At 52.6% G+C, this 23,650-nt stretch carries 28 protein-coding genes; 15 read left to right on the top strand and 13 right to left on the bottom strand.

Annotation, left to right across the window (positions count from 1 at the left end; genetic code table 11):
- Window positions 1–18: 18 nt before the first annotated feature.
- A complete protein-coding gene (yoaI, locus tag AC2FAK_RS07035; protein WP_020690334.1) occupies window positions 19–123 on the bottom strand; it encodes a small membrane protein YoaI in 105 nt (34 codons plus the stop codon).
- Window positions 124–268: 145 nt separating this feature from the next.
- On the opposite strand from yoaI, the gene AC2FAK_RS07030 reads away from it, so the two are divergent.
- Window positions 269–715: a DUF441 domain-containing protein gene (locus AC2FAK_RS07030; RefSeq protein ID WP_008500737.1), complete on the top strand. Its 447-nt coding sequence runs from the start codon at window positions 269–271 to the stop codon at window positions 713–715.
- Here AC2FAK_RS07030 and AC2FAK_RS07025 read toward each other — a convergent pair.
- Window positions 699–1,490 (bottom strand): AraC family transcriptional regulator, encoded by a 792-nt coding sequence (locus AC2FAK_RS07025; RefSeq protein ID WP_038419134.1) that lies wholly within the window; start codon window positions 1,488–1,490, stop codon window positions 699–701. The two genes, AC2FAK_RS07030 and AC2FAK_RS07025, sit on opposite strands and share 17 nt — an antisense overlap.
- Before the next feature lie 99 nt (window positions 1,491–1,589).
- Between AC2FAK_RS07025 and AC2FAK_RS07020 the strand changes: the two genes are divergently transcribed.
- Window positions 1,590–2,765 (top strand): CynX/NimT family MFS transporter, encoded by a 1,176-nt coding sequence (locus AC2FAK_RS07020; RefSeq protein WP_013097065.1) that lies wholly within the window; start codon window positions 1,590–1,592, stop codon window positions 2,763–2,765.
- A gap of 33 nt (window positions 2,766–2,798) precedes the next feature.
- Here AC2FAK_RS07020 and AC2FAK_RS07015 read toward each other — a convergent pair whose 3' ends face one another.
- On the bottom strand, window positions 2,799–3,506 hold the full coding sequence (locus AC2FAK_RS07015) for a CTP synthase C-terminal region-related (seleno)protein (protein WP_014831497.1): 708 nt from the start codon (window positions 3,504–3,506) through the stop codon (window positions 2,799–2,801).
- 101 nt (window positions 3,507–3,607) lie between these two features.
- On the opposite strand from AC2FAK_RS07015, the gene AC2FAK_RS07010 reads away from it, so the two are divergent.
- The gene (locus AC2FAK_RS07010) at window positions 3,608–3,952 is read left to right on the top strand and encodes a DUF488 domain-containing protein (protein WP_058679138.1); all 345 of its coding nucleotides are present in this window, start codon (window positions 3,608–3,610) and stop codon (window positions 3,950–3,952) included.
- Here the strand turns inward: AC2FAK_RS07010 and AC2FAK_RS07005 are convergent, their stop codons facing one another.
- Window positions 3,953–4,258, bottom strand: a complete 306-nt coding sequence (locus AC2FAK_RS07005; protein WP_095454843.1) for a hypothetical protein — start codon at window positions 4,256–4,258, stop codon at window positions 3,953–3,955.
- An 80-nt stretch (window positions 4,259–4,338) separates the two neighbouring features.
- Complete coding sequence (locus tag AC2FAK_RS07000) at window positions 4,339–4,593, bottom strand: putative hemolysin (protein ID WP_038979863.1); 255 nt, start codon at window positions 4,591–4,593, stop codon at window positions 4,339–4,341.
- A 307-nt stretch (window positions 4,594–4,900) separates the two neighbouring features.
- Here AC2FAK_RS07000 and AC2FAK_RS06995 point away from each other — a divergent pair, with 307 nt between their 5' ends.
- Genes AC2FAK_RS06995 through yoaJ form a run of 3 tightly spaced genes read left to right on the top strand, consistent with a single transcriptional unit; the run spans window position 4,901 to window position 6,148 of the window.
- Window positions 4,901–5,929, top strand: coding sequence for a sensor domain-containing diguanylate cyclase (locus AC2FAK_RS06995; RefSeq protein WP_095454844.1), 1,029 nt, complete (start codon window positions 4,901–4,903; stop codon window positions 5,927–5,929).
- 45 nt (window positions 5,930–5,974) lie between these two features.
- Window positions 5,975–6,073 (top strand): YoaK family small membrane protein, encoded by a 99-nt coding sequence (locus tag AC2FAK_RS06990; protein WP_014883431.1) that lies wholly within the window; start codon window positions 5,975–5,977, stop codon window positions 6,071–6,073.
- On the top strand, window positions 6,074–6,148 hold the full coding sequence (gene yoaJ / locus AC2FAK_RS06985; protein WP_071830143.1) for a protein YoaJ: 75 nt from the start codon (window positions 6,074–6,076) through the stop codon (window positions 6,146–6,148). It abuts the gene before it with no gap.
- Between the two features lie 54 nt (window positions 6,149–6,202).
- Here the strand turns inward: yoaJ and AC2FAK_RS06980 are convergent, their stop codons facing one another.
- Both AC2FAK_RS06980 and AC2FAK_RS06975 read right to left on the bottom strand, forming a co-directional pair.
- Window positions 6,203–6,451 carry a GlsB/YeaQ/YmgE family stress response membrane protein gene (locus tag AC2FAK_RS06980; protein WP_008500746.1) on the bottom strand — a complete coding sequence of 83 codons (249 nt, stop codon included), beginning with the start codon at window positions 6,449–6,451 and terminating at the stop codon, window positions 6,203–6,205.
- 279 nt (window positions 6,452–6,730) lie between these two features.
- On the bottom strand, window positions 6,731–8,215 hold the full coding sequence (locus AC2FAK_RS06975; RefSeq protein WP_045295800.1) for a sensor domain-containing diguanylate cyclase: 1,485 nt from the start codon (window positions 8,213–8,215) through the stop codon (window positions 6,731–6,733).
- 247 nt (window positions 8,216–8,462) lie between these two features.
- Here AC2FAK_RS06975 and AC2FAK_RS06970 point away from each other — a divergent pair, with 247 nt between their 5' ends.
- The gene (locus AC2FAK_RS06970) at window positions 8,463–9,989 is read left to right on the top strand and encodes an EAL domain-containing protein (protein ID WP_095454845.1); all 1,527 of its coding nucleotides are present in this window, start codon (window positions 8,463–8,465) and stop codon (window positions 9,987–9,989) included.
- On the opposite strand, the gene AC2FAK_RS06965 is transcribed toward AC2FAK_RS06970, so the two are convergent.
- From AC2FAK_RS06965 to icd, 5 genes are all read right to left on the bottom strand, one after another.
- Window positions 9,967–10,212, bottom strand: a complete 246-nt coding sequence (locus AC2FAK_RS06965; protein ID WP_020690326.1) for a YmjA family protein — start codon at window positions 10,210–10,212, stop codon at window positions 9,967–9,969. The two genes, AC2FAK_RS06970 and AC2FAK_RS06965, sit on opposite strands and share 23 nt — an antisense overlap.
- Window positions 10,213–10,283: 71 nt before the next feature.
- On the bottom strand, window positions 10,284–10,631 hold the full coding sequence (locus tag AC2FAK_RS06960; RefSeq protein ID WP_095454846.1) for a DUF1304 domain-containing protein: 348 nt from the start codon (window positions 10,629–10,631) through the stop codon (window positions 10,284–10,286).
- A gap of 61 nt (window positions 10,632–10,692) precedes the next feature.
- Window positions 10,693–12,690 (bottom strand): BCCT family transporter, encoded by a 1,998-nt coding sequence (locus AC2FAK_RS06955; RefSeq protein ID WP_038979854.1) that lies wholly within the window; start codon window positions 12,688–12,690, stop codon window positions 10,693–10,695.
- 143 nt (window positions 12,691–12,833) lie between these two features.
- Complete coding sequence (locus AC2FAK_RS06950; protein ID WP_095454847.1) at window positions 12,834–13,469, bottom strand: response regulator transcription factor; 636 nt, start codon at window positions 13,467–13,469, stop codon at window positions 12,834–12,836.
- A gap of 309 nt (window positions 13,470–13,778) precedes the next feature.
- Window positions 13,779–15,029, bottom strand: a complete 1,251-nt coding sequence (gene icd, locus AC2FAK_RS06945) for an NADP-dependent isocitrate dehydrogenase (protein WP_013097077.1) — start codon at window positions 15,027–15,029, stop codon at window positions 13,779–13,781.
- Window positions 15,030–15,146: 117 nt separating this feature from the next.
- Here icd and rluE point away from each other — a divergent pair, with 117 nt between their 5' ends.
- From rluE to AC2FAK_RS06905, 8 genes are all read left to right on the top strand, one after another.
- Window positions 15,147–15,800, top strand: a complete 654-nt coding sequence (gene rluE, locus AC2FAK_RS06940) for a 23S rRNA pseudouridine(2457) synthase RluE (protein ID WP_095454848.1) — start codon at window positions 15,147–15,149, stop codon at window positions 15,798–15,800.
- Window positions 15,801–15,809: 9 nt separating this feature from the next.
- Entirely contained in the window at window positions 15,810–16,283 is a 474-nt protein-coding gene (locus tag AC2FAK_RS06935) for an NUDIX hydrolase (RefSeq protein ID WP_095454849.1), read from the top strand.
- Between the two features lie 40 nt (window positions 16,284–16,323).
- Window positions 16,324–17,436 carry a tRNA 2-thiouridine(34) synthase MnmA gene (mnmA, locus tag AC2FAK_RS06930; RefSeq protein ID WP_013097080.1) on the top strand — a complete coding sequence of 371 codons (1,113 nt, stop codon included), beginning with the start codon at window positions 16,324–16,326 and terminating at the stop codon, window positions 17,434–17,436.
- A gap of 27 nt (window positions 17,437–17,463) precedes the next feature.
- A complete protein-coding gene (gene hflD / locus AC2FAK_RS06925; RefSeq protein WP_013097081.1) occupies window positions 17,464–18,093 on the top strand; it encodes a high frequency lysogenization protein HflD in 630 nt (209 codons plus the stop codon).
- A gap of 19 nt (window positions 18,094–18,112) precedes the next feature.
- Window positions 18,113–19,483: an adenylosuccinate lyase gene (purB, locus tag AC2FAK_RS06920; RefSeq protein ID WP_029881974.1), complete on the top strand. Its 1,371-nt coding sequence runs from the start codon at window positions 18,113–18,115 to the stop codon at window positions 19,481–19,483.
- Window positions 19,484–19,606: 123 nt separating this feature from the next.
- On the top strand, window positions 19,607–20,278 hold the full coding sequence (gene phoP / locus AC2FAK_RS06915; RefSeq protein WP_013097083.1) for a two-component system response regulator PhoP: 672 nt from the start codon (window positions 19,607–19,609) through the stop codon (window positions 20,276–20,278).
- Entirely contained in the window at window positions 20,279–21,742 is a 1,464-nt protein-coding gene (gene phoQ / locus AC2FAK_RS06910; RefSeq protein WP_029881973.1) for a two-component system sensor histidine kinase PhoQ, read from the top strand.
- Between the two features lie 91 nt (window positions 21,743–21,833).
- Window positions 21,834–22,955 carry a ribosomal protein uL16 3-hydroxylase gene (locus tag AC2FAK_RS06905; protein ID WP_014831472.1) on the top strand — a complete coding sequence of 374 codons (1,122 nt, stop codon included), beginning with the start codon at window positions 21,834–21,836 and terminating at the stop codon, window positions 22,953–22,955.
- A gap of 43 nt (window positions 22,956–22,998) precedes the next feature.
- Here AC2FAK_RS06905 and AC2FAK_RS06900 read toward each other — a convergent pair whose 3' ends face one another.
- Window positions 22,999–23,490: an REP-associated tyrosine transposase gene (locus AC2FAK_RS06900; protein WP_038979836.1), complete on the bottom strand. Its 492-nt coding sequence runs from the start codon at window positions 23,488–23,490 to the stop codon at window positions 22,999–23,001.
- Between the last annotated feature and the right edge of the window lie 160 nt (window positions 23,491–23,650).

Genomic DNA, 23,650 nt, shown 5'->3' with positions numbered 1-23,650 from the left:
TGATGGCTGACGCCTCTGTCAGCCTCTCTTTTCCAGAAACAGAACTGATGCGATCAAAATCACCGCAATAGCGAAAAACGATGAGGAGATAATCAGCGTTTCAACAAACATGTGATCGTTCATCTTAGCGACCCTTTGCGATGCCTGATGCCGTTTTATCCCCTGCAAATGACACGGATATGACAATCTCCTATTTTTTTTAAAACACTGTCGTTAGCCGTTTTTCCGCGTAAAGTAAGCAGGCTTACTATTCTGGCAAGGACTCCTCATGTTTGACCCTACTCTGCTTATTCTACTGGCACTCGCTGCACTCGGCTTTATCAGCCATAACACCACCGTCGCCATCTCGATCCTGGTGTTGATCATTGTGCGCGTCACCCCGTTAAACACTTTTTTCCCGTGGATAGAAAAACAAGGCCTGACGATCGGGATAATCATTTTGACCATTGGGGTGATGGCCCCCATTGCCAGCGGCACGCTTCCGGCCTCAACGCTGCTGCACTCGTTTGTTAACTGGAAATCACTGGTGGCTATCGCGGTGGGGATTTTCGTGTCATGGCTGGGTGGTCGCGGCGTCACGTTGATGAGCAGCCAGCCCTCGCTGGTGGCTGGCCTGCTGGTGGGAACGGTGCTTGGCGTGGCGCTCTTTCGCGGCGTTCCGGTGGGCCCGCTCATTGCCGCCGGGCTGGTTTCGCTGTTTATTGGGAAGTCGTAGTCAGGCTGGCAATATAGCGCGCGGGCGTTTGCCCCAGCCCCTTTTTAAACATCGTAATAAAGGCGGTGGTGGAGTCATAACCAAGTGACTGCGCCACCTGCTGAACTGACTTCCCGCCAATCAGCAGCTGCAACGCCACAATCAACTGCAGCTGATGACGCCAGCGGCGAAAGCTTAAGCCCGTCTCTTTGACCACCAGCCGCGCCAGGTTGCGCTCACTCATGGCAAAGTGGCTCGCCCATTGTGCCAGCGTCTGCCACGCGGCGGGCTCTTCCGCCATCTTTTCGCTCATCAACCGAATTTTTGGATGAGGGGAAACGGGCAGCTGTAAATGCTCCTGGCGCTGGAGCGGCAGTTCATCAAACAACACATCCACCAGACGCGAGGTGGTGGCAAGCGGCAGTTGCTCACGCGTTTTTCCCGCCAGCGACAGAATCAGCTCCCGCACCAGGGGCGATATTTTAAGGGTACAGCACCGGTCCGGCAGACTGACGGCACCCGGTTCAATAAACAAAAAGCAGAGCTGCGCACCTGGCGTGGCCCTGTTGCTGTGGGGCATCTGCCCGGGGATCCACACGGCATACTGGGGCGGAACCATCAGCATGGCATTTTCTACCTCACAGGTGATTGCACCACCCAGCGCCAGAATCAGCTGCCCTTTGCGGTGCTGATGGAGCGGAATATATTGCTCCTGCGCTACCACGCGGATGCGAAACGCGACCGCGGCATCGAATTGGCTATCGGGATCGTAGCCGTCGAGTCCCAGACCGTTCATCAGGTTGTCCGATATTAGCGATAAACTGTCATTTTAGCCTGATTTCAACCACGGCGAAAATCGGTATTGTGTGCGCTCGCCTGAACGTATGAGAAAACAATGACTACTGCTACTCGCAAAGGCGCGCTGCTGATCGCCGGCATTCTGATGATTGCCACGACGCTTCGCGTCACCTTTACCGGCGCAGCGCCGCTGCTCGATACCATTCGCCTTGAATATGGATTAACCACCGCGCAAACCGGCCTGCTAACCACCCTGCCGCTATTAGCGTTTGCCCTTGTCTCGCCGCTTGCCGCGGGCGTAGCACGGCGTATCGGCATGGAGCGCAGCCTGTTCCTCGCCCTGCTGCTGATCTGCGCCGGGATTGCCGTGCGCTCTCTGCCCTCTGCGGCCCTGCTGTTTACCGGCACGGCGGTGATCGGTTGCGGTATCGCGCTCGGGAATGTGCTATTACCGGGCTTAATCAAACGCGACTTTCCCGGCCAGGTTGCCCGCCTTACCGGGGCCTATTCCCTGACAATGGGCGTTTCGGCGGCGCTCGGTTCGGCGCTGATTGTTCCTCTCGCCCAGGGAGCCGCAGGCTGGCATGGCGCGCTGCTAATGCTGATGATCTTTCCCCTGCTGGCGTTACTGCTCTGGCTGCCGCAGTGGCGCCAGAAGCAGGTCGCCACGGTGACCGGTGCAGGAGCGCTGCACAACCGCGCCATATGGCGTTCTGCCCTCGCCTGGCAGGTGACGCTCTTTCTCGGCATTAACTCGCTGATTTACTACGTCATCATCGGCTGGTTGCCCGCGATATTACTCAGCCACGGCTACAGCGAAGCGCAGGCAGGCTCCATGCACGGGCTCTTACAGCTGGCCACGGCCATTCCGGGCCTTGCCGTACCGCTGATCCTGCATCGTCTGAACGATCAGCGCGGGATCGCCGGTGCCGTAGCCCTGATGTGCGCAGTGAGTGCGGCCGGTTTCTGGTTTGCACCGGATTTGGCAGTCGTGTGGACGCTGGTGTTTGGCTTTGGCACCGGAGCAACGATGATCCTCGGTCTGACGTTCATCGGCCTGCGCGCCAGCTCTGCCCATCAGGCGGCGGCACTGTCCGGTATGGCGCAGTCGATTGGTTATCTGCTGGCCGCCTGCGGGCCTCCGCTGATGGGGAAAATTCACGATACCGCCGGTGACTGGCAGATCCCCCTTCTGGCCTGCGCGCTGGCCTCGGTGGTGATGGCCATCTGCGGCATGCTTGCCGGGCGCGACCGGGAGATCACGCCCCGCTAAAAACAGTGGCAGACCTGACGGTCTGCCTGTTATTTATCCCCGTGCCGCACGCAGCATCGCCTGTACCAACACCACCGGACGCCCCGCCAGCGCAGCACGCTCGTGCTGGAATAAGGTAATCACGAAGAACGGATGGGTAACCAGCTCTGCGGCACGGATTTCCCCCTGCTCGTCCCAGCCCGTCACGCGCATATCACCGCTCTCCAGCTCCTGCGCAAATTCCGGCGATACGCCGTAGTTGCAGTGATATCCCTCTTCAATTTCCGGCTTGCCGTAGGCTTTCGCAATAAGCGTGTTGTTACGCAGTTCAATCGCATCGGTTTTTTCCACCAGCGAGCAGGTCAGCGGCGCAATCACCATTGAGCCTTCGGTGTCCGTTTCGGCGTGCGCCGCATCGCTCCAGCCGAGCACATTACGCGCATACTCAATCAATGCATGCTGAAAACCGCCGCAGGTGCCGAGAAACGGAATGCTGTTTTCGCGCGCGTAGCGTGCAGCGATAAAGGCGGCTTCGGTGTTTTTGTAGGGGCTTGCAGGAACCAGCCAGATGGCATCGTAACCCACCAGATCTTCAGGGCTGGTCAGCTCCGTCGTCGCTAGCCAGTCGTAATCAGCGGTGAGATCCAGTACTGCAGCAGCATCATCAATGGCCAGCGGGATCGCCTGGTGCGCAATCACATCGGGATTGTAATCGCCAACCAGCGCAATGCGCAGCGTCGTTTTAACCGGGAGGTGTTCCATGAAAGGTTCCTTATGCCAGAGTATTATCAGATAACATAAGGAACCTCAGACTACCGATCTTCTGCAATAATCACAATACCTTAAATTGGGAGGGGGAAATGATGATTCAGTGCAAGCGCGTCTATGAACAGGCAGCCCCGGAGGATGGTTATCGGGTGCTGGTGGACAGACTGTGGCCGCGAGGGGTGAAAAAAGCAGACCTTGTGCATGATGAATGGTGCAAAGCGCTTACGCCTTCTGACGGGTTACGTAAGGCCTTTCACAGTGAAACCATTGATTTCGCTGCCTTCAGCCAGGCGTATCGGGAAGAGCTGGCGCAGCATAAAGACGAAGGATTGCGTCTTGCAACCCTCGCCAGACAGCAAACCTTAACCCTTCTCTACGCCGCGAAAAATACCGAACAGAATCACGCAATGGTCTTAGCCGACTGGCTGCGCCATCTGTAATTAGTTGGCCGTCAGCGCATCGGAGGTTTGCGGTGCCTCATCCGGCGTGAGCGGCAGCAGATGTTCGGCGCGCACAAACGCAAAACCGTGCTGATTATCAAAGGCGTAGACATCGCCAGTTACCAGCCAGAGCGCGCGATCCGCTGTCGCGGGCAGCTGCGTCATCACGCCATTGACCGGGTTAACGAAGCGCTGGCCGGGCTGGCAAAGGCCAAACAACTCAACGGATTTACCCACATTGCGACGGCCTGAGGCCGTGCGGGCACCAATGATCAACGCCATGCTGCCCGGTTTAAGCTGAAACATACTTCTCTCACGATAACGGTGGCCAGAAACTGGCTAAGAATAATCCTAAAGAGAAGTGTATCGCAATCTTTGTCCTGCTGTCACCTGGCGGGTTGCGGATGATCGCGGCGGTAGAGCTCCCATTCGTCGATCACTTCGCCACCGGGCAATTTACACTCCGTACGCACGCCCTGCGGGCTCTGGATTGGGATCTGCTCTCCCCCTTTTTCCAGACAATAGACAGAGGCAGGGTTAGCCATCCCCACCCTATGCGGCGGCGGTGGGGCAACAGGTGGAGACGTTTTTGTGGTACAGGCCGCCAGGGGTAGCGCGAGAGCCAAAAGCAGAAATCTCATCGTGTTGATCCTTTTTACATCATCAGAAGATAAGGGTAACGGGTCGCCGTCGCTTTCTCCATCATTTCTCCATTTTAACTGCACTTTTCAACACTATAGTGAGGCGTGTTCTCCTTACGACCAGAGAACATCATTCCGTAATCAAGATGTCTTTGCCCCGGTCTCAACAACGGGGCCTTTTTCTCCCCTGCCTGCTTCTGGTGGATATATAAAATTTTCACCATTCATGTTTTACTATGGCTGAAGTCGAAATTTTCAGCATAACATGCAGATGCAGACGTCTTGTGCATGGGAGTCAACCTACGTCATGTCAGATATCATCCTGGCCCGAGTGTCAGAAACGCTCACCACGGAACAATCCCTTGAAAGTCTCGTTCGCCAGTTGCTGGAGATGCTGGAACTTGTGACCGAAATGGAGTCGACCTACCTGACGAAGGTCGATATCAATGCCCGTCTTCAGCATATTTTGTATGCCCGAAACAGTAAGCAGATGCAGATCCCGGAGGGACTAAGCGTGCCCTGGGGCGATACATTGTGCAAACGTGCGCTGGACAGTGACACCATTTTCAGTAACGAGGTTCCTGAACGCTGGGCGGATTGCGACGCCGCGAAAGCGCTCGGTATTACCACGTACATGAGCGTGCCGGTTCACCTGGCGGATGGTTCCCTGTACGGCACGCTCTGTGCGACCAGCACGGAAAAGAAGCTGCTCAGTGAACGCGGCGAACACGTGCTAAAACTCTTTGCCGGGCTGATTGCCCAGTATATTCAGAAAGAGTCGTTGCTTTCTCAACTTCGAGAAGCGAATGCAGCGCTCATCGCCTACTCCTTTACCGACGTTCTCACCGGTTTACCCAACCGCCGCGCCATCTTTGAAGATCTCAACACCCTGTTTTCTTTAGGCCGCCACCTTAAACGCAACGTGATTATCGCTTTTATCGATCTGGATGATTTTAAACGGATTAACGACCAGTACGGGCATGAAGCAGGCGATCAATTCCTCATTGAAGTCGGCAAACGTCTGTCAGATGAAAAGACCGAAGACGAGATAATCGGCCGCCTGGGGGGCGATGAGTTCCTGGTAGCCTGCCTGAGTAAAGCGGAAAATCAGGCTGACGATGGCCAGATTAACCTGCTCAGGGCGCGGCTTCGCGACCGGATTGCCGGCCAATACGGGTTGGGCAGTGTGAGTATTGTGTACCCGGGTGCAAGCCTGGGAGTTGTCGAAGTTGATCCTGCCGGGACGGATCCGGACAGCGCATTACGCGTCGCGGATGTTGCGATGTATCAGGATAAAAAGGGTAAAGGCAAAACGCGCTTTCACGTTTTGGATTAACCCCGTACACTCTACGGCATTCTGAAAACCAAAACAGGTGATGGCATGAGAATAGGGATCCTCTTCCCGGTCGTTATTTTTATAACGGCGGTGGTTTTTTTAGCATGGTTTTTTGTCGGTGGTTACGCGGCTCCGGGAGCATAAATGAGAAAAACCACCCTCATTATGCTGCTCGTCGCCATCGTCGCCGTTGCTGGCACACAATTTGGCTGGTGGTAACACCGCAACGTAAAAAGGCCGCCATCTGGCAGCCTTTTTTAACGCTTATCAAACTTAGCTTTTGATTTTTCTGTAGATAAACAGAACAACCAGCGCGCCGATCACGGCGACAGCAAAACTGCCGAAGTTGAAACCGTCAACTTTGCCAAACCCGAACAGCGTACTGATCCAGCCGCCGACGACCGCGCCGACAATACCCAGTATCACGGTAACGATAAAACCACCGCCATCTTTGCCCGGCATGATCCACTTCGCCAGAATACCCGCAATAAGCCCAAAGATAATCCAGGATAAAATTCCCATAACTTTCCTCTCTGTATGGTTTTTGTCATTAAATCAACGACACAAAAAGGATAGCACAGGATCCAGGAAAGGAAATTTGTGATTAGTATCACAGCGAGAGAGTGCGCATTTAGTATCCAAAACCGCACCACACGAAATGTGGGGTTGCAACTTAAGATGAGAAAGATTATCTTTCTCAACACTGAATAGTTGAGTTAAACGCTCAAGTATTCAGTACGACATTGCTCACATTGCTTCCAGTATTTTTGCCCACGCTTTAGTGGGCATTTTTTTGCCCACTTACACGGCGATAAAGGCATAGCGGTTGCGTCCTGCGCGTTTTGCCTGATAGAGCGCCTGGTCAGCCGCAATAATAATGTTCTGCTGGCTGCCTGCAATGTCAACGGCACGTGCGGTTGACACCCCGACGCTGACCGTTACCCGTCCAAAGGGGCTAAAGGCATGCTCAATATGCAGTGAAAATACATTGCGAATGATCGTCTGGGCCAGGCGGATGGCTTCCTGAATATCGGCGTCTGGCAGGATCAGCGCAAACTCTTCGCCGCCATAACGCGCCACAAGCTGGTTGTTGCGGGTGAGGCTCTCTCTGAGGCTATTCCCCAGTAGGGTAAGGCATCGGTCTCCTTCTGGGTGACCGTAGTTATCATTGTATTTTTTGAAATAATCGACATCGACAATGAGAATAGAAATAGGCGTGTCGTTATCCGCACATGTGGCAATTTCAGACAGAATTTTTTCATCAAACGTGCGGCGGTTGAAAAGCCCCGTCAGCGCATCTTCAGAGGCTATTATCTTGAGCTCTTTGTTATCTCTGGTTTTTCTGGACAGATCCGAATAGAGAAAATAAGACGCGACGATAAGCGCCACGGTAAAAATAAGAATGAGTACGGCGAGCTGAATGGCCTGCTTACGCCAGGCTGCAAGTGCTTCTTCTTTACTCACTGCAACGGTGGTAACCAATCCGTAACGTTTGTTTTTCTCAAAAGCGAAAATGCGTTCGACTTTATCAAACCGCGAAACCGAGCTGGCAATCCCTGAATTTTGTACCTTCAGGTATTCTCTGAACAGGGGTGAGTCTGAAACAATCGCGCCAATGTAGTTATTTTTAAACGGATAGCGAACCAGCAACACGCCGGATTGTGTCGTGAGGCCAATGACACCAGCATGGCCAATATTAATCTGCCCGTACAGTGCCAGAAAATTTTCGATTCCAAGCGTCACCACGACAACGCCGTTAAAGTCTCCGGTCTGCGTTTCAAGCCGTCGACTGATCGTAATCACCCATTTCCCGTTCGTTCTGCTCACGACCGGCTGGCCAATAAAAATCTGCTGACTTTTATTTTCCTTGTGATAGATAAAAAACGATCTGTCAGCCCCTTTTCGCGGCCCGGAAAAACGTCCGTACAATGCCGTGAAGATGTCACCATTGACATCGTAAATAACCACATTATTAATCTGGCTAAGAAGATTATCCTGGTTTTCAATTATCCGCTGAATATTGGTCGCCTGTTCCGGGGTCATACCATAAATGTCGATCATGTCTGAAATGGTGGTGATCAGCATTTCACTTTGACGCATGATCCCCTCAGTATAAACATCCAGGGTATGGCTCAGGTTAGCAACGCCGGTATTAATTTGCTGAATTGACTGCTGTCTGGACGTGGTAATTTGGACCGCAAGCGACAACGAGATGATCAACGAGACAATGATGACAGTAATGGTTGTTGTGTAAAAAGTATTTTTCACATGCACGAGCTTTTCCACCTTATCACGCCTGACATCCCTGGCTGACAACTCGTGTCACTGTAACAAAGGTCAGGATAAGAGGAAAATAAATTGCACTTAAGCGCACAATAAGAAGCGGTTATTATTTTGCTTCACTAAAATTTGCTTCAGGGTTATTACGGAGATCTCCTGGCACTGCCGCTCTCTCCCGTGAGGACCAGGCTTGTACCCTGCCCCGGCTGTGTTAAGATTCACCCCATCAGGGAGCTGACAGGATAACCGGAAAATGAAAAAAATCATTGCCGTTGCTACCGTATCAACGATTCTGGTCATTCTGTCTCTGTATGCGGTGAATGCGGTTATCGTCAGCCAGCAGAAGGATAAACAGCGTGAGATCGCCCAGACGCTTTTACACTATTCCGAAGGACTATCCGAAAGCATCGCGCTGGCCCTTAAAGAGGTAACAACCCGAGGCTGCGATCAAACCAGCCTTGATCGCTACAGAAAGCTAAAACTCGACAGCCCCTATTTTTCCGATATCGGTTTTGTTGAAAATGGGCAAGTCGTCTGTACTGCCTTTTGGGGTAAGCTCGCCAATCCAGTCCCTCTACCAACAGAACTCCATAAAACACCAAGAGGCTTTCTGTTAGCGCAGTTTTCGAGAAAAGATTTTTTCACTGGCAACGCGGCAATCTATAATAATGTGATTATTTTCACCTCGCGTTATGCCTACGATAAATTCATGCCGGTTACGGCAAACTATGCGCTGAGTACCACGACGAAAAATTTCGACCGAACTTTTTTCTCGGTTAAGCCAGATGTCATAAAACACCACTGGCCAGATTCAGCGCTATTTACCCTGATCCTGACGCAGTGCAGCACGCGATGGGACATATGCGTTACGGTGAAGCATTACGACGCGGGCCTGGCTTCGCTCCCCGTTGTGGTGTTTATTCTTCTGACGACTATTTTGTGTTTTATCTGGACCGCAATCTCGTTGTTTTTCATGCGCATTTACGAAGATCGCTTCTCACTGGAGCGAACGCTGGTTAAGGCGGTAAAAAACAATTCTATCAGCGTTAACTACCAGCCGATTATACGTATCCAGGATAAAAGCATTGTCGGGGTAGAAGTGCTGTCGAGATGGCGCGATTATCATCGCACCGATGTTTCTCCGGAACTGTTTATTCCTTTAATTAAGAAAATTGGGCTGTACCGACAGTATTATATTAATATTATTGAAAAATCGCTGTCTGAGATCGCACCGCTTGCCATTAAACATCAGCTGATGATTTCGCTGAACGTTGGGCGAACAGAGATTGAAGATGGACAGTTTATCCAGACGTTACGTCGTGAATGTGCATTTAATCACATCCCCCTGTCTTTGATAAAAGTGGAACTTTCAGAAAAAGCGGTATCCAGTGCGGATATTCTGGAAGGGTTTTGTCTGGAGCTGAAAAAACGTGGGGTGAGAATATCGATAGACGATTTCGGCGTGAAAAACTCAAACCTGGACCGACTCTCTCTGCTGGAATATGACGAAATCAAAATCGATAAGTCGCTGGTGGACGGTATCAATGAACATTATAAGCAGAATATTTTTGCTATTTTTTGCGATGCGCTTGCCAGGCTCAACAAAACGCTCGTTTTCGAAGGGGTGGAAAGTGAAACCCAGTATCGTTTTATTGCGGAGAGGTATCCTGACGCTCTGATCCAGGGGTGGTACTTCTCAAAATCACTGACACGCAGTGAACTGGCGAAGAAACTTACGATGAGAATGCCCTTGCGGGCTACTCGTTCCCCCACTGATTAAGGAAATTCGCAATATCATCGATGCGTGCCGTGCGGATCCCCGCCTCACTGGCCATTTCCTGCTGGGCTTCCTCGCTGATTTCCTCGTTGTTCGTTAACCGCGTCAGCAGCAGCTGGAAATAGTACGCCAGCGCGTCATGCTCTGACTCACTGACTGGCTCAGCGGTTTCCGTCGAATACTCATCGACGATGTCATAATATTTAAGCGGAATATCGTTGTTCATAAACAGTCTCTCGTCTGTCATTTAGCGGGTGATGCACCGAGTATAGCGGACGCATTACGTTGACCAAAGTATTAGATAAGCAGCGCAAGTAAGGCAGCGAGAGCCGGCATAGCCTGAACATAGAGGATTTTTCGACTGGCAGTCGCTGCGCCAAAAATTCCGGCAAGTAGCACGCAGCTCAGGAAAAAGACGGTCACAGGGACACCGCGCTCTCCGAGCCAGAGTCCCCAGAGCAGACCCGCCGCCAGAAAACCCTTATAAAGCCCCTGATTCGCAGCCAGTACGCGGGTTTCACGCGCAAAATCGGGCGTGAGATTGAAAGCCTTGTGCCCGGTTTTGGTGTTCCACAGGAACATCTCCAGCACCAGAATATAGAGATGGATTAACGCAACAATAACGATAAGTACAGTGGCTAACATGAGGCTGTCTCACACAGTCAGTGGCAAAATAAATGCCGTCCCATCGGACGGCATTTTGGTATTAACGAACCAGATGCAGGAAGTGCAGATGTTTTTCGTACTGGTCCAGTATGTCATTGATAAGCTGTTCCTGATTCCAGCCCATCACATCATAGTTCTGACCGCCCTCTTTCAGATACACTTCAGCGCGATAATAGCGGTGTTGCTCTGCCTGTTGCTCGTCATTATCCATAGCGGCAAGAGCAAAAGTTGGCGAATTATAGCCACGTAGCCTCACTTCATAAATAAAGTTCAGCTCATTGCCTAAATCAACTTCAAGCCGGAGACGATCGTCAGCCGCATCATTGATATGACTCAACGTCCCCTGCTTGTTCAGTTCTTCCTGAACCAACGTCATGGCAGGCTGGATAACGTCGTCCATAAACCGTTTCACCAGAGAACGTTTCGGCAGATAGGCGATATTGCGCAACCTTCTTTGCCACGGAATAGGGTTACGTGCGGCGGTCGGCGCAATCGTCGCCATGCTCAGACTTTCACGTTTGGTCAAATCCCGACGCAGGGCTTTTAACAGTCCGTATATTGAGATCAATAAGATCACGGAGAATGGTAATGCGCTCGCTATTGTCACGGTTTGCAGCGCGCTCAGCCCACCCGCAATCAGCAGTGCAATGGCCACAATCCCCATAAGCGAGGCCCAGAAAATTCGTTGCCATACAGGCGTATTAGCGACGCCACCCGATGCCAGCGTATCAACAACCATCGCCCCGGAGTCAGCCGAGGTGACAAAGAAGACAATGACCATCGCCATTGCAATAAATGACAACACTGAGGAAAACGGGAAATGTTCAAGGAAATTAAACAGGGCCAGCGCGACATCCTGCTGGACGGTATTTGCCAGGTCTGTTGCTCCCTGATTCATGATGAGATAAATGGCGCTGTTACCAAACACCGTCATCCACATGAGGGTAAAACCTGCGGGAACAAACAGCACGCCCGTAACAAACTCACGAATTGTCCTGCCACGGGATACGCGCGCGATGAACATACCGACAAACGGCGACCAGGAAAGCCACCATCCCCAGTACAACAGCGTCCAGCCACCAAGCCAGTTGCTTGATTTCGGTTCGTAGGCGTAAAGGTTAAAGGTTTTACTCACTAATTCCGAAAGATAACCGCCGGTATTTTCGACAAAAGATTTCAGTAAAAGTACGGTTGGTCCAAGACACAGCACAAGCGCCAGAAGTAAAACAGCCAGACCCAGATTGAGTTCAGAGAGGATACGTATTCCCTTGTCCAGACCGGACACCACTGAAATCGTCGCTAACCCCGTGATGACCACAATCAGAATGACCTGCACCGTTTCATTGATGGGCACCCCAAAAAGATGGTTCAGACCGGCATTAACCTGCAAAACACCGTAACCCAGCGATGTGGCAACGCCAAAGACCGTCCCTATCACCGCAAAAATATCGACTGCATGGCCGACAGGACCGTAGATGCGATCGCCGATGATGGGATAGAGTGCGGAACGCAGCGTTAAAGGCAAACCGTGACGGTAGCTGAAGAATGCCAGAATCAGCGCCACAATGGCATAGATGGCCCATGCATGCAGTCCCCAGTGGAAGAACGTCAGGCGCATGGCTTCTTTCGCTGCGGCTACGGTTTCAGGGGTGCCGACGGGTGGCGAAAGGTAATGCATTACCGGTTCGGCAACGCCAAAGAACATCAGGCCGATCCCCATCCCTGCCGAAAACAGCATCGCAAACCAGGAATGGTAGCTGAAATCAGGCTGGGCATGATCCGGCCCCAGTTTGATATCACCGTAACGCGAAAGACCGAGGAAAGTAACACTCAGTAAAATCAGGGCGACAGCAAGAATGTAGAACCAGCTGGCATTGGTGAATATCTGTTGCTGCAGGAGTTTGAATTTTTTGTCGGCCAGATCCGGGAATACTGCGGCAAAGGCGACAAGAAGGAAAATTAACAAAGCAGATGTGAAGAATACCGCTTTGTTAATCTGGCTTGTAGACTTCTTTGGGATAGTATCATTTTCACTCATAATCAATTCATTCCATTATCGTAGACCGCCCCGGTTGAGAGGCGTTACCTCTCATAGGGTAGCAAAATTCAACACCCCAGGGGGACAATAATCTGAATGAATGTCAGGGTGGTATAAACTGTCCGGTGACGATCGCCGCGTTATCAATAAAGCCTGCGGGGTGGACATCGGGATTTACCGATTTGCAACGTGCCGGCAGCATGCACCAGATCCGCTAACGTACGAACCTGCATTTTATCCATCACCCTGCGTCGATGTACCTTCACCGTAATTTCTGTTATGCCCAGTTCCGATGCGATTTGTTTATTTTGCAAGCCATTAATTGCCAGCTCAAAAATCTGTTTCTCACGTCGCGTCAACGCCTGGTAATTTTTGCATAGTTCAAATAACCGTTGCTGTTCCAGAAAATGGTTTGTCGCGTCGATCAATACCTCATTCACCACGCGCAAAAGTTGTTCAGGTTCGACCGGTTTGGTCAAAAAATCCCGGGCGCCTGCTCTCATTGCCCGAACGCAGGCAGGGATGGAGCCGCTCTTCGTCAGAATGAGTACCGGTATAGCGCATCCACGCGCTTTGAGTGCATCCATCACGTCAAAGCCATTCATACGCGGAAGGTTTAATTCAAGGATTAAGCATGAAGGATGATCAACGATCGGAGAGGATAAAAATTCTTCGGCATTACTGAAGTCAAACGTCTGATAGCCCGCGGCTGTTAAGAACTGAACAACAAACGACCGATATGCATCATCATCATCGATAACATAAATAACCTCTTCCATATCAATTTCTCCTGATTAAATCTTTCAGGGACATAATACGAACAGTTGCGTCCATTCCCAAAGTATTTATGACTGCTAACGTTATGCCGGATAACATTTCCACACCGTTCGCTTTCGAGAGCGAATAACGTTGATGCGCTCACATAGCCATTTCTGTCAGAAGCTATAGTCTCGCTTTCGCTTATTTCCCGGGAATGTTCTGAGTATGAATTTTTTTATGAAATTTCCGTGGTAGTCGTGATACCGGTTTCACACAAAATAAAAACGGGAGCCAGCAAGCTCCCGTTCTTGTTTAACCCAGAATCTGGATTACATATTCGCGATAATCGCGTCGCCAAACTCTGAACATTTCAGCAGTTTAGCGCCTTCCATCAGACGTTCGAAGTCGTAAGTTACGGTTTTCGCGTTGATCGCGCCTTCCATACCTTTGACGATCAGGTCTGCGGCTTCGAACCATTCCATATGACGCAGCATCATCTCTGCGGACAGGATGATAGAGCCTGGGTTCACTTTGTCCTGGCCTGCGTATTTTGGTGCAGTACCGTGGGTTGCTTCGAACAGGGCGCATTCGTCACCGATGTTCGCGCCTGGGGCGATACCGATACCGCCAACCTGTGCAGCCAGGGCATCGGAGATGTAGTCACCGTTCAGGTTCATACAGGCGATCACGTCGTATTCCGCTGGACGCAGCAGGATCTGCTGCAGGAACGCATCGGCGATAACATCTTTAATGATGATCTCTTTGCCGGTGTTCGGGTTCTTGATCTTCTGCCATGGGCCGCCGTCGATCAGCTCACCGCCGAACTCTTCTTGCGCCAACTGGTAACCCCAGTCTTTGAACGCGCCTTCGGTGAACTTCATGATGTTGCCTTTGTGAACCAGAGTCACAGAGTCACGGTCGTTGGTGATCGCGTATTCAATTGCCGCGCGCACCAGACGTTTGGTCCCTTCTTCGGAGCACGGCTTGATGCCGATACCGCAATGCTCAGGGAAGCGAATTTTCTTCACGCCCATCTCTTCGCGCAGGAATTTAATCACTTTTTCTGCGTCAGCAGAGTCAGCTTTCCATTCGATACCCGCGTAGATGTCTTCTGAGTTTTCGCGGAAGATAACCATATCGGTCAGCTCAGGGTGCTTAACCGGGCTTGGGGTGCCCTGATAGTAACGAACCGGACGCAGACACACGTACAGGTCCAGCTCCTGACGCAGTGCCACGTTCAGGGAACGGATACCGCCACCAACTGGCGTCGTCAGTGGGCCTTTGATAGCAACGCGGTAGTCGCGGATCAGGTCCAGCGTTTCTGCTGGCAGCCAAACGTCCTGGCCATAAACTTGAGTAGATTTTTCACCGGTGTAAATTTCCATCCAGGAAATTTTACGCTCGCCTTTGTAGGCTTTCTCAACAGCGGCATCAACCACTTTCAGCATTGCCGGGGTAACGTCTACACCGATACCATCACCTTCGATGAATGGAATGATCGGATTGTGAGGAACGTTAATCTTGCCGTTTTGCAGGGTGATCTTTTTACCTTCCGCCGGAACAACTACTTTGCTTTCCATTAACCTCTCCTTCGAGCGCTTCTGGTTGTTACTGATCTTATGTTAATAAATTGTAATGAGCCCTTCGATAGTACCTGATTGTCCTGCGCCATGAAAGGTCTTCGTTATTAGGCTATAATGCGGCAATTGATAACGCCTGAAAATACCATGAAGAAAACTTCTTTTACAAAACACCGGGTTGAGCGATTCAGCTCACGACAAGCCGCCAGAAGACCGCAAGAAAGCCAGCCAAAGCGGGTTATTTTGTTCAATAAACCCTACGATGTGTTGCCGCAGTTTACCGACGAAGCCGGGCGCAGCACGTTAAAGGATTACATTCCTGTTCAGGGCGTTTATGCCGCGGGTCGTCTGGACCGCGATAGCGAAGGTCTGTTGGTCTTAACCAACGACGGAGCCCTACAGGCAAAACTCACGCAGCCCGGAAAACGCACCGGCAAAATTTACTTTGTGCAGGTGGAAGGTGAGCCGGATGAAGAGGCGCTCGCGTCACTCCGCAACGGCGTGACGTTAAACGATGGCCCCACCCTGCCCGCAGGTATTGAACGTGTTAATGAACCGGAGTGGCTGTGGCCGCGCAACCCGCCCATTCGCGAGCGCAAATCTATTCCCACCAGCTGGCTCAAAATCACCCTTTATGAAGGCCGCAACCGTCAGGTTCGGCGCATGACCGCCCACGTGGGCTTCCCTACCCTGCGCCTGATTCGCTATGCCATGGGCAGTTACACCCTGGATTCCCTGGCTAATGGTGAATGGCGGGACGTTGCCCCTTAAGGAGTCAATATGTTTAAACCTCATGTCACGGTCGCCTGTGTGGTTCACGCACAGGGTAAATTCCTGGTTGTAGAAGAGAGCATTAACGGCAAAGCGCTGTGGAATCAGCCAGCCGGGCATCTGGAAGCCAATGAAACCTTATTACAGGCCGCAAAACGTGAACTCTGGGAAGAGACGGGCATCCACGCGGATCCTCAGCACTTCATTCGTATGCATCAGTGGATTGCGCCTGATAAAACGCCCTTCCTGCGTTTTTTATTTGCCGTCGAGCTTAGCGAAACGTGCTCCACTGAGCCGCACGACGACGATATCGATCGCTGCCTGTGGGTCAGCGCCGACGAGATCCTGAACGCGCCAAACCTGCGCTCGCCGCTGGTTGCCGAAAGCATTCGCTGCTGGCAGTCAGGCGCACGCTTGCCGCTGGAGGTCATCGGAGAATTTAACTGGCCGTTTACAGAGGGTGTCAATGGTGGGGGGGCGTGATAGAATACGCCGCCTTGAAGTTCAATGTCGTGAGTATTCCATGTCAGATAACAGCCAGAAAAAAGTGATCGTCGGCATGTCCGGCGGTGTCGATTCCTCCGTTTCCGCCTACCTGTTGCAACAACAGGGCTATAAGGTGGAGGGCCTGTTCATGAAGAACTGGGAGGAAGATGATGGCGAGGAATATTGCACTGCCGCTGCGGATCTCGCCGATGCGCAGGCCGTGTGCGACAAGCTCGGCATTGAACTGCACACCGTTAACTTTGCCGCAGAATACTGGGATAACGTGTTTGAGCTTTTCCTGGAAGAGTACAAAGCGGGCCGTACCCCGAACCCGGATATTCTGTGCAACAAAGAGATCAAATTTAAAGCCTTCCTCGAATTCGCGGCGGAAGATCTGGGCGCAGACTATATTGCGACCGGTCACTACGTGCGTCGCGCCGATGTGAACGGCAAAAGCCAGCTGCTGCGCGGTCTGGACGGTAATAAAGATCAGAGCTATTTCCTTTATACGCTAAGCCATGAACAGATTGCACAAAGCCTGTTCCCGGTTGGCGAGCTGGAAAAGCCAGAAGTCCGTAAAATTGCTGAAGAGCTGGATCTGATCACCGCGAAGAAAAAAGACTCCACCGGTATCTGCTTTATTGGCGAGCGCAAATTCCGCGATTTCCTTGGTCGCTACCTGCCTGCGCAGCCGGGCAAAATTGTCACGGTCGATGGCGACGAAATTGGCCAGCATCAGGGGCTGATGTACCACACCCTCGGCCAACGTAAAGGCCTGGGTATCGGCGGTACCAAAGACGGTAGCGAAGATCCGTGGTACGTGGTCGACAAAGATGTCGAAAACAATATTCTGATCGTCGCTCAGGGGCACGACCATCCGCGTCTGATGTCCGTTGGCCTGATCGCGCAACAGTTGCACTGGGTCGACCGTGAACCGCTCAAAGGTACCCTGCGCTGCACGGTAAAAACACGCTACCGTCAGACGGATATCCCCTGCACCATTACCGCGCTGGATGACGATCGCATTGACGTGCGTTTTGACGAGCCAGTTGCAGCCGTCACGCCGGGCCAGTCCGCCGTCTTCTACAGCGGTGATATCTGCCTGGGTGGTGGGATCATAGAACAGCGCCTGCCGCTGCCGGCCGTTTAACCCGATAGCACACATAAAGGAGAACGTGTGGCGAAGAACTATTATGACATCACCCTGGCACTGGCAGGAATTTGCCAGTCAGCCCGTCTGGTGCAACAGCTGGCGCATCAGGGTCATTGTGACGCTGACGCGCTGCACGTTTCGCTCAACAGCGTTATCGATCTCAACCCCGGTTCAACCCTGGGTGTCTTCGGTGGCAGCGAAACCAATCTTCGTCTCGGTCTTGAAACCTTGCTTGGCGTGCTTAATGCCAGCAGCCGTCAGGGATTAAACGCAGAGCTTACCCGTTATACGTTAAGCCTGATGGTGCTGGAACGTAAACTCAGCGCAGCGAAAGGCGCGCTGAATACGTTGGGTGACCGCATTGCCGGATTGCAGCGTCAGCTCGACCATTTTGATCTGCAGTCTGAAACGCTGTTGAGCGCCATGGCCGGTATTTATGTTGATGTCATCAGTCCGCTGGGCCCGCGTATCCAGGTCACCGGTTCACCTGCCGTACTGCAAAGCCCGCAGGTCCAGGCAAAAGTACGCGCCTCGCTGCTGGCCGGTATCCGTGCCGCCGTGCTGTGGCATCAGGTTGGCGGTGGCCGCCTGCAGTTAATGTTTTCTCGTAATCGCCTGACGACTCAGGCAAAACAAATTCTTGCTCATTGTTAACCTCCCGGAGTTGCGAATTATGGAATTATCCTCACTGACCGCCGTATCCCCTGTCGATGGACGCTACGGCGATAAAGTCAGCGCGCTGCGCGGGATCTTCAGCGAATATGGCCTGCTGAAGTTCCGTGTTCAGGTTGAAGTACGCTGGCTGCAAAAGCTGGCCGCCCAGGCAGCAATCAAGGAAGTTCCTGCTTTTGACGCCCAGGCAAACGATTACCTTGATAAAATCGTTGCTGACTTCAATGAAGAAGATGCTGCTCGCATCAAGACCATTGAACGTACCACCAACCACGACGTAAAAGCGGTTGAGTACTTCCTGAAAGAGAAAGTGGCAAGCGTTCCGGCGCTGCACGCGGTGTCTGAATTCATTCACTTCGCCTGTACTTCTGAAGACATCAATAACCTGTCTCACGCATTGATGCTCTCTACCGCGCGCAAAGAGGTGGTTCTGCCTTACTGGCGTAAAATCATTGACGCGGTGAAAGCGTTGTCTGTGGAATACCGCGACATTCCCCTGCTCTCCCGTACCCATGGTCAGCCCGCTACGCCATCCACGATGGGTAAAGAGATGGCTAACGTGGCATACCGTATGGAGCGTCAGTATCGTCAACTGGAACAGGTTGAGATCCTTGGTAAAATCAATGGCGCGGTAGGTAACTACAACGCCCATATTGCCGCTTACCCGGAAGTGGACTGGCATCAGTTCAGTGAAGAGTTCGTGACCTCCCTGGGAATTCAGTGGAACCCGTACACCACTCAGATTGAGCCGCACGACTATATCGCCGAGCTGTTCGACTGTATCGCCCGCTTCAACACCATTCTGATCGACTTCGACCGTGACGTGTGGGGTTATATCGCGCTGAACCACTTCAAGCAGAAGACCATCGCCGGTGAAATCGGCTCTTCAACCATGCCGCACAAAGTGAACCCGATTGACTTCGAAAACTCTGAAGGCAACCTGGGTCTGGCCAACGCCGTGTTGCAGCATATGGCGAGCAAACTGCCGGTTTCCCGCTGGCAGCGCGACCTGACCGACTCCACCGTGCTGCGTAACCTGGGCGTGGGGATTGGCTATGCGCTGATCGCCTATCAGTCCACCCTGAAAGGGGTGAGCAAGCTGGAAGTGAACCGCGATCGTCTGCTGGACGAGCTGGACCACAACTGGGAAGTGCTGGCCGAACCGATCCAGACCGTGATGCGTCGTTACGGCATCGAAAAACCGTATGAAAAACTGAAAGAGCTGACCCGCGGTAAACGTGTCGATGCGGAAGGTATGAAACAGTTTATCGATAGCCTCGCATTGCCGGAAGCGGAAAAAAACCGCCTGAAAGAGATGACACCAGCGAATTACATTGGCCGCGCCATCACCATGGTCGACGAGCTGAAGTAATCTCCTCCGCCCCCTTTTCGCCCGAAAAGGGGGCTGCTTTTTCCCCGGTTTACTCAATGTTTATCCCCACAACAACATAATCAGCGTTAAACTATTCATACTATTAATTCTGGGAGAAAGATGATGCGCGTACTGGTTGTTGAGGATAACGCATTGCTACGTCATCACCTGAAGGTTCAGCTTCAGGAGATGGGACATCAGGTGGATGATGCGGAAGATGCAAAAGAAGCCGATTATTATCTCAATGAACACCTGCCGGATATCGCCATCGTTGATCTCGGGTTACCTGACGAAGACGGACTGTCATTGATTCGCCGCTGGCGCAGCCACGATGTCTCCCTTCCTGTCCTGGTGCTGACCGCGCGTGAAGGCTGGCAGGACAAAGTGGAAGTGCTCAGTGCCGGTGCCGATGATTACGTCACCAAACCGTTTCATATTGAAGAAGTGGCGGCACGCATGCAGGCCCTGTTACGCCGCAACAGCGGGCTCGCCTCCCAGGTGATTTCCCTTCCACCTTTCCAGGTGGATCTCTCCCGTCGGGAATTCTCAATCAACAATGAAGTCATCAAACTGACGGCCTTCGAATACACCATCATGGAAACGCTAATCCGTAACAACGGTAAAGTGGTGAGCAAAGACTCCTTAATGCTCCAGCTTTACCCGGATGCCGAACTGCGTGAGAGTCACACCATTGATGTGCTGATGGGCCGTTTGCGTAAGAAGATTCAGGCGCAGTATCCGCATGATGTGATCACAACCGTGCGCGGTCAGGGCTACCTGTTCGAATTACGCTAAATGAAACGACTAATGCGGCATATTATGCCCCTTTCACTGCGGGTTCGCTTTTTGCTGGCTACAGCCGCCGTTGTGCTGGTGCTGTCGCTTTCTTACGGCATGGTGGCGCTGGTTGGTTACAGCGTCAGTTTTGATAAAACGACCTTTCGTCTGCTGCGCGGTGAGAGCAACCTGTTTTATACCCTCGCAAAGTGGGAAAACAACCAGATCAGCGTTGAAATGCCGGAGAATCTTAACCAGCAGAGTCCCACGCTGGCGCTGATTTACAATGAAAAAGGGAAACTGCTGTGGGCACAGCGTGATGTTCCCTGGCTGGTGAAAAGCATCCGCCCGGAATGGCTGAAAACCAACGGATTTCATGAAATTGAAGCCGATCTGAATACCACCAGCAGCCTGCTGCGCGAAGATCGCTCTCTGCAAAAAAAGCTGAATGAGATCCGCGCCGATGACGCCGAAACAGAAATGACCCACTCCGTCGCCATCAACCTCTATCCCGCCACGCCTGACATGCCGCAGCTGACCATCGTAGTGGTGGATACCATCCCCGTCGAGCTTAAACGCTCTTATCGGGTCTGGGGCTGGTTCGTCTACGTGCTGGCTGCCAATCTGCTGCTGGTCATACCGCTGCTGTGGATTGCCGCCTGGTGGAGTTTGCGCCCGATTGAATCGCTGGCGAAAGAGGTTCGCGAGCTGGAGGAGCATCATCGCGAGAAGCTTAATCCTGAGACGACGCGTGAGCTAACAAGTCTGGTGCGTAACCTTAACCGCCTGCTGAAAAGTGAACGCGAGCGCTACGATAAATACCGCACCACGTTGACTGACCTCACTCACAGCCTGAAGACCCCGCTGGCCGTCATGCAAAGCACCCTGCGATCCATGCGCAGCTCCAGAATGAGCGTTGATGATGCCGAGCCGGTGATGCTTGAGCAGATCAGCCGTATTTCGCAGCAAATTGGCTACTATCTTCATCGCGCCAGCATGCGTTCCGGCAGCGCCCTGCTGAGCCGGGAGCTGCACCCCGTGGCACCACTGCTGGATAACCTGACCTCTGCGCTGAATAAGGTGTATCAGCGTAAAGGGGTGAACATCAGTCTCGATATCTCTCCTGAAATCAGTTTCGTCGGCGAAAAGAATGATTTCATGGAGGTGATGGGTAACCTGCTCGATAACGCCTGTAAATATTGTCTGGAGTTCGTGGAGGTTTCCGCCCGTCAGACGGACAACGAGCTGCACATCATTGTTGAGGACGATGGCCCGGGGATCCCGCGCAACAAACGTGACGTGGTATTTGATCGCGGTCAGCGTGCGGATACATTGCGTCCCGGCCAGGGGGTGGGGTTGTCCGTCGCACGCGAGATTGTCGACCAGTACGACGGCAAAATCGAAACCGGTGAAAGTTTACTTGGCGGTGCCAGAATGGAAGTGATTTTTGGCCGTCAGCAGCCCACATCGAACGATAGTTAGCCCGTTATGTGAAAAATGCGCGGATCTCGCACCCAGGCTTCTGCGCTTCCGTTATAATCCGACTCAGTAAGAGCCTGCGGAATAAAAAAATATGGATTATCACTTAGCACTGAACTGGCCCGAGTTTATTGAACGCTACTGGCAGAAACGCCCGGTAGTTCTTAAGCGCGGGTTCAGCAATTTTGTCGACCCTATCTCGCCTGACGAACTGGCTGGCCTGGCCATGGAAAACGAAGTCGACAGCCGCCTGGTGAGCCACCAGGATGGAAAATGGCAGGTCAGCCATGGTCCTTTCGAAAGCTACGATCACCTCGGTGAAAATAACTGGTCATTACTGGTGCAGGCGGTCAACCACTGGCACGAGCCGACGGCAGCCTTAATGCGCCCGTTCCGCGCCCTGCCCGACTGGCGAATGGACGATCTGATGATCTCCTTCTCCGTGCCAGGGGGCGGCGTTGGCCCGCATCTGGATCAGTACGATGTGTTTATCATTCAGGGGACCGGCCGCCGCCGCTGGCGCGTGGGTGAAAAAGTGCCAATGAAACAGCACTGCCCGCATCCTGACCTGCTTCAGGTAGATCCGTTTGACGGGATCATCGACGAAGAGCTGGAGCCGGGTGATATTCTTTATATCCCGCCTGGATTCCCGCATGAAGGCTACTCGCTGGAAAACTCCCTCAACTACTCCGTCGGGTTCCGCGCGCCAAGCGGTCGCGAGATGATCAGCGGTTTTGCCGATTACGTTCTGCAACGCGAGCTGGGCAGCCATCGCTACAGCGATCCGGATGTGCCTTCCCGCGAGCATCCGGCAGACATTCTGCCAGCAGAGCTGGATAAGCTGCGCGGCATGATGCTGGATCTGATCAACGAGCCGGAACATTTCAGACAGTGGTTTGGTGAGTTTATCAGCCAGTCACGTCACGAGCTGGATGTGGCGCCTCCGGAGCCGCCATACCAGGCCGACGAGATTTATGATGCGCTGCAGCAGGGGGACAAGCTGGTTCGCCTCGGTGGGTTACGCGTGCTGCGCATCGGTGAAGATGTCTTCGTCAACGGCGAGAAGCTGGATTCTCCGCATCGCCCGGCGCTGGAAGCCATCGCCAGCCATCTGGTACTGACTGCCGATACCTTTGGCGACGCCCTGGAAGATCCCTCTTTCCTCGCCATGCTTGCCGCGCTGGTCAACAGCGGGTATTGGTTCTTTGAGGACTGAGTTGTAATGTATTGCCGGGTGGCGCTGCGCTTACCCGGCGTTTTTACTTCCACTCCCCCGCCGCAAAATCCACAATCTCCGCGGCCCAATCCGCCGGATACAACCCTTCCCGTACATCCCGATGAAACGTTGAAAACGGCCAGTCGACGACCTTACCAACGTACCCATGTTTTACCGGGTTGAGGTAGATGTAATCCATATGTCGGCGGTAATCATTGTCGTTGCGGATGGTATGTTCCCAGAAACGCGCCTGCCAGATGTGGCGCATTTCAATGTTTCGTGAGAACGTTTTTTTGATGTCACGCCAGCGCCCGGAAAAATCGCTGTCACCTTCCGGCAAGGTCCAGATACAGTGCATATGTTCAGGAAGGATCACCCAGCCATTAATCGTAAAGGGCTTTGATCGTTTCACCGATGAGGTGGCCTGGCGGAGGCTATCAATATGGCGGGTAAGTAAATCGCTCTGCCGGTTTTGCAGGTTGACGGTAAAAAACCAGGTGCCGCCGGGGACGTAATGGCGACGGTAGTTTGACATGGGCACTCCTTGCCTTTATGCCCAGTGGCGCTGCGCTTACCGGGCCTACGATCCGAATGTAGATACTGTTATGCCACGCAAGCATTTTTCTCGTGCAGTGTGGCATCGAACGGGCGTCCTGATTTCAGGACGCCATACGCCACCTGCGCCAGCTTACGCA

This window comes from Enterobacter cloacae complex sp. 394F7 (genome assembly GCF_057320385.1).
This window is presented reverse-complemented; position numbering and strand designations above follow the sequence as displayed.